The organism is Oleiagrimonas sp. (genome assembly GCF_027858935.1).
Lineage (GTDB): Bacteria > Pseudomonadota > Gammaproteobacteria > Xanthomonadales > Rhodanobacteraceae > Oleiagrimonas.
In genome coordinates, this window is sequence record NZ_JAQIBU010000111.1 from 1 (window position 1) to 4,477 (window position 4,477).

The window sequence follows — 4,477 nt, forward strand, 5'->3', positions numbered from 1 at the left end:
AGCTTTACAATTCAATCGCTTAAATTACAAAGGTTAAAGGTTTGGACGCTTGCATTGGTTGGACTTCTCCAACCCCACAAGGCGCCCACACAAGTCACCTGCGCACACTGTCAAAGATCTTTCCTGCAGGCCCCGAAGAACCTACCCCGTGCCAGACATTTCGTCCGAGGGAGCCGCACATTCTACATCGCTTTCGATGACCGTCAACACCTTTTCCCAAGGAAATTTGCGTTGCCGGCAGACCGTCAAGCTCCGCCTGTGCAGTGGCGGGCCGCGCATCATAGGGAGCTGCCACGTCAGGCGCAACCCTTTTTTTGCATCCCGTGATCAGGACACCTTCAGATGCACCCTGGCGAAGTTGCGCTTGCCAATCTGCAACACACCCTCGAAACCCGGCTTGAACGTGTCCTGCGCGATTTCGACGACTTCACCATCGATACGCACCGCACGCTCCCTGAGCTTGCGGTTGGCCTCGGAGTTGGATGTGGTCAGGCCCGCGGCTGTCAGCAACGCGGGCAGCCGCAAGCCTTCGGCCGGCACCACGATTTCATCAAGCGGCAGCAGCGACGTATCGCCCTGGCCACGAACCACGGCATGCCATCCGGCCACGGCCTGTTCGGCGGCGGCGGCATCATGGAACCGGGCGGCCAATTCGCGCGCCAGGCGCAGTTTGGCATCGCGCGGATTGAGTTTTCCGTGGTCGATGTCCAGTCGCATGCGGGCCAGTTCGTCCAGTGAGACCTCAAAGCTGAGCAGTTCGAACCAGCGCCACATGAGATCGTCGCCGATCTTCATGGTCTTGGTGACGATGTCGATGGCCGGTTCGTCGATGCCGATGTAGTTGCCCAGCGACTTGGACATCTTGTTGACGCCGTCCAGCCCTTCCAGCAGCGGCATGGTCAGCACGATCTGCGGCGGTTGCCCGTGCTGTTCCTGCAGCGCACGACCCATCAGCAGGTTGAACTTCTGGTCGGTGCCGCCCAGCTCGATGTCGGCCTGCAACGCCACCGAATCGTAGCCCTGCACCAGCGGATACAGGAACTCGTGGATGGCGATCGGCTGCTGGGCCTTGTAGCGCTTGTCGAAATCGTCACGCTCGAGCATGCGCGCCACCGTGTGCTGCGAGGCCAGGCGGACCATGTCGGCCGCGGTCATCTGGCCGAACCATTCGCTGTTGAACCGCAGTTCGGTCTTGTCGCGGTCGAGCACCTTGAATACCTGCGCCGCATAGGTCTCGGCGTTGGTCTTGACCTGTTCGGGAGTGAGCGGCTTGCGGGTTGCGTTCTTGCCGGTCGGATCACCGATCATGCCGGTGAAGTCGCCGATCAGGAAAATCACGGTATGGCCGAGATCCTGGAACTGGCGCATCTTGTTGAGCAGAACCGTGTGGCCCACATGCAGATCCGGCGCCGTGGGGTCGAAGCCGGCCTTGATCCGCAGCGGCCGCCCCAACCGCAAACGCGCCTCCAGTTCGTCGCGCTTGATGATCTCGTCGGCGCCACGGCCGATCAGCGCCAGCGCGCCTTCTATGTCGCTCATGTAAACCTCATTGCGTTTTTGCACAGCATGATCTGCCAGGCACGAACAGCGTCACGCTGAACGCGGTTAATTGTGCGTTAATTTAAGTGACGGGTGCAACGCTTTGAAAAAAAAGGCGTTGACTGTGTTTCATCGCGCTGGTTATCGTAGCCGCCTCAACATAGTCTTATCGATTCACGGGGCGGAATCCACACATGACTCGGGGCACCTCGGATACGCGCGTTCCGCGCCGGCAGGCCATGCGTCGCAAGACACAACGCATGCATCACCATTTCTACCAACGCTATACCGAATGGATGCATGGTAGCGACGATCCGGCTGCACCGATGCACTGGAAACGTGAACGCTGGATCCTGGCCGCTGCCGCGCTCACACTTACCGTGCTCTCGGCACTGGTGATGCCGGTGTGGGCCCGGGCGATGAAAAGCGATGTTCCGCCACCGAGCTATGTCCAGATCCCGCTTGCAGTGCCGGTACTCGCATCGCAGGAACAACCTGCGCCGCCCGCACAGTGGCAGATCATGCACGTGCAGCCCGGCCAGACCCTCTCGGGCCTGTTCGAATCGCGCGGCCTGAGCTTCGCGGACCTCAAGCTGGCGCTGGACGCCACCAAGAAAAGTGGCACCTTGCATGACCTTCACCCGGGCGACGAGTTTGCCTTCCTGGTCGACAACGGGGTCCTCCAGGCCATGCGCTTTGACCCGGACAGCACGCATCGCGTCACTCTGCGCTTCGCCCACGGCGCGGTCACGCGTCAGGTTCAGACGCGCACGCTTGAGCGTCGCGTGCACATTGCCCATGGCGTGATCAACTCCTCGCTGTTCGGCGCAGCCAGCCGCGCCGGCATGAGCGAAGCCATGGTGGTGAAGCTGGCAGACGTGTTCAAGTACGACATCGACCTGGCCCGCGAAGTCCGCACCGGTGACAGCTTCACTGTCATCTACGACGACGTCTGGCGCGACGGTGCCTACCTGCATGCCGGCAACATCCTGGCAGCCGAGTTCTACAACCGCGGACACCGCTTCACCGCGTTCCGCTTCCAGAAGCCCGACGGCAGCATCGCCTACTACAGCGATGATGGTCGACCGCTGCAGAAAGCGCTGCTGCGCACGCCACTGAAATTCTCCCGCATTTCCTCGCGCTTCGGCATGCGCATGGATCCGATACTTCACAGCATGCATCTGCACGCAGGCGTCGACCTGGCCGCGCCCACGGGCACGCCCATCCATGCCGCAGGCAACGGCGTGATCAGCATCCGCGGGTGGGTACGTGGTTACGGTCGTTACATCCGCATCCGCGATACACCCGCCTACAGCACCGGTTACGGCCACATGTCGCGCTTTGCGCCCGGACTTCATGTCGGTTCGCATGTCGTCCAGGGACAGATCATCGGTTACGTCGGCCAGACCGGCTGGGCCACCGGACCCCATCTGCACTACGAGGTCCGCATTCATGGCAGGCCCGTCAATCCGCTGACGGTGACCATGCCCAAGCCCAAGCCGCTGCCTCCGAAACTGCTGGCCATGTTCAAGACCCGGATGCAACCGATGATGGCCCGCATCGACACGGTCGATGCGAATGTGCGGCTGGCATCCCGAATGGCTTCCGATCACCTTCAAGCCGATTGAGCGACATGTCCAAATCCGGTGCTGCGCTCTTCGTCGGCCTCATTTCCGGCACCAGCGCGGACGGAATCGATGCCGCATTGTGCAGGTTCGACCCGACCCTGGAACTGCTGGCCGCGCACACCCATCCCTGGCCAGACGCCTTGCGCCAGCGCATCCTTGCCGTGGCGCAAGGCGAACAGATGCTGGACCTGGACCAGTACGGCCGGCTGGACGTCAATATCGGTGCATGTTTTGCCGATGCCGTGCGGGGTCTGCTGGACAGCTCCGGCGTGAATCCGGACGCTGTGCAGGCCATCGGTTCACACGGCCAGACCATTCGCCACCGGATCGAGGGCGAGCATCCGTTCAGCCTTCAGATTGGTGATCCCAGCGTGATCGCCGAACGCACCGGGATCGACACCGTCGCCGACTTTCGCCGTGCCGATGTCGCCGCCGGAGGCCAGGGCGCGCCGCTGATGCCCGCCTTCCATGCCGCCGTGTTGCGCGACCCCAGTCGGGTTCGTGCCGTGCTCAACCTGGGCGGAATCGCCAACCTCAGCATTCTGCGGCCCGACGGTACGGTGATCGGCTTTGACACCGGCCCCGCCAACGGACTGATGGACGCCTGGTGCCAGTTGCAGCGGGGCGAGCCGTTTGATCGCTATGGTGCCTTCGCGTCGCACGGCAAGATTGACGAACGCGTATTGCGCAAATTGCTGGCCGACCCGTACTTCCTGCGTCCCGCGCCCAAGAGCACGGGCCGTGAATATTTCCACCTGGAGTGGCTGCGCGGCCGTGTGCAGGTTGGCGCGATGAAGCCCGAGGATGTGCAGGCCACGCTGCTGGCACTGAGCGTGCGCAGCATCGTCCAAGCCTTGCGCCGCGAGGCGCCGGATACCTATGAAGTGGTGGTCTGCGGCGGCGGAGTACACAACCCTGCCCTGATGCAGGGCCTTACCGAAGCACTGGATCCGCAACCGGTGGTCTCGAGCGACCTGCACGGTGTGCCGGTCGATCACGTCGAGGCCATGGGCTTTGCGTGGCTTGCCATGCGGCGACTGGCGGGCCTGCCGGGCAACCTGCCCGCTGTCACTGGCGCGGCAGGACCACGGCTGCTCGGAAGCCTGCACGCCGCGCCACGGCACTGAAGGCAACCGACAGCTCTAGGGATCGGACTTTTTTTGTGCCAGCTGGCCTTCGGGAGCGGTGGCCAGGGCCTTGAGGGCTTCCTCGAACGCAGCGGTCTCCTCGGCCTTCCAGGTGCCGGCGAGGTCGGCGATGTAACGAAACTCGTACGCGACGTTCAGCTTCTCGCTTTCCATGCCCAGGCC

Annotated in this window: 3 protein-coding genes; 2 read left to right on the plus strand and 1 reads right to left on the minus strand. The window is 62.7% G+C overall.

Going from position 1 to position 4,477, the window contains the following annotated elements; genetic code table 11:
- Positions 1-327: 327 nt before the first annotated feature.
- Complete coding sequence (gene tyrS / locus PF446_RS04255; protein WP_298070008.1) at positions 328-1,539, minus strand: tyrosine--tRNA ligase; 1,212 nt, start codon at positions 1,537-1,539, stop codon at positions 328-330.
- Between the two features lie 194 nt (positions 1,540-1,733).
- Here tyrS and PF446_RS04260 point away from each other — a divergent pair, with 194 nt between their 5' ends.
- Together PF446_RS04260 and PF446_RS04265 are read left to right on the plus strand one after the other, a co-directional pair.
- Positions 1,734-3,167 (plus strand): peptidoglycan DD-metalloendopeptidase family protein, encoded by a 1,434-nt coding sequence (locus PF446_RS04260; RefSeq protein ID WP_298070009.1) that lies wholly within the window; start codon positions 1,734-1,736, stop codon positions 3,165-3,167.
- Positions 3,164-4,294 carry an anhydro-N-acetylmuramic acid kinase gene (locus PF446_RS04265; protein WP_298070010.1) on the plus strand — a complete coding sequence of 377 codons (1,131 nt, stop codon included), beginning with the start codon at positions 3,164-3,166 and terminating at the stop codon, positions 4,292-4,294. Before PF446_RS04260 ends, PF446_RS04265 begins: the two co-directional genes overlap by 4 nt.
- Positions 4,295-4,477 lie beyond the last annotated feature (183 nt).

Excerpts from the sequence above, each read along its gene's own strand:
- tyrS (WP_298070008.1), bottom strand. The coding sequence starts at position 1,539 with ATGAGCGACATAGAAGGCGCGCTGGCGCTGATCGGCCGTGGCGCCGAC.
- PF446_RS04260 (WP_298070009.1), top strand. The coding sequence starts at position 1,734 with ATGACTCGGGGCACCTCGGATACGCGCGTTCCGCGCCGGCAGGCCATG.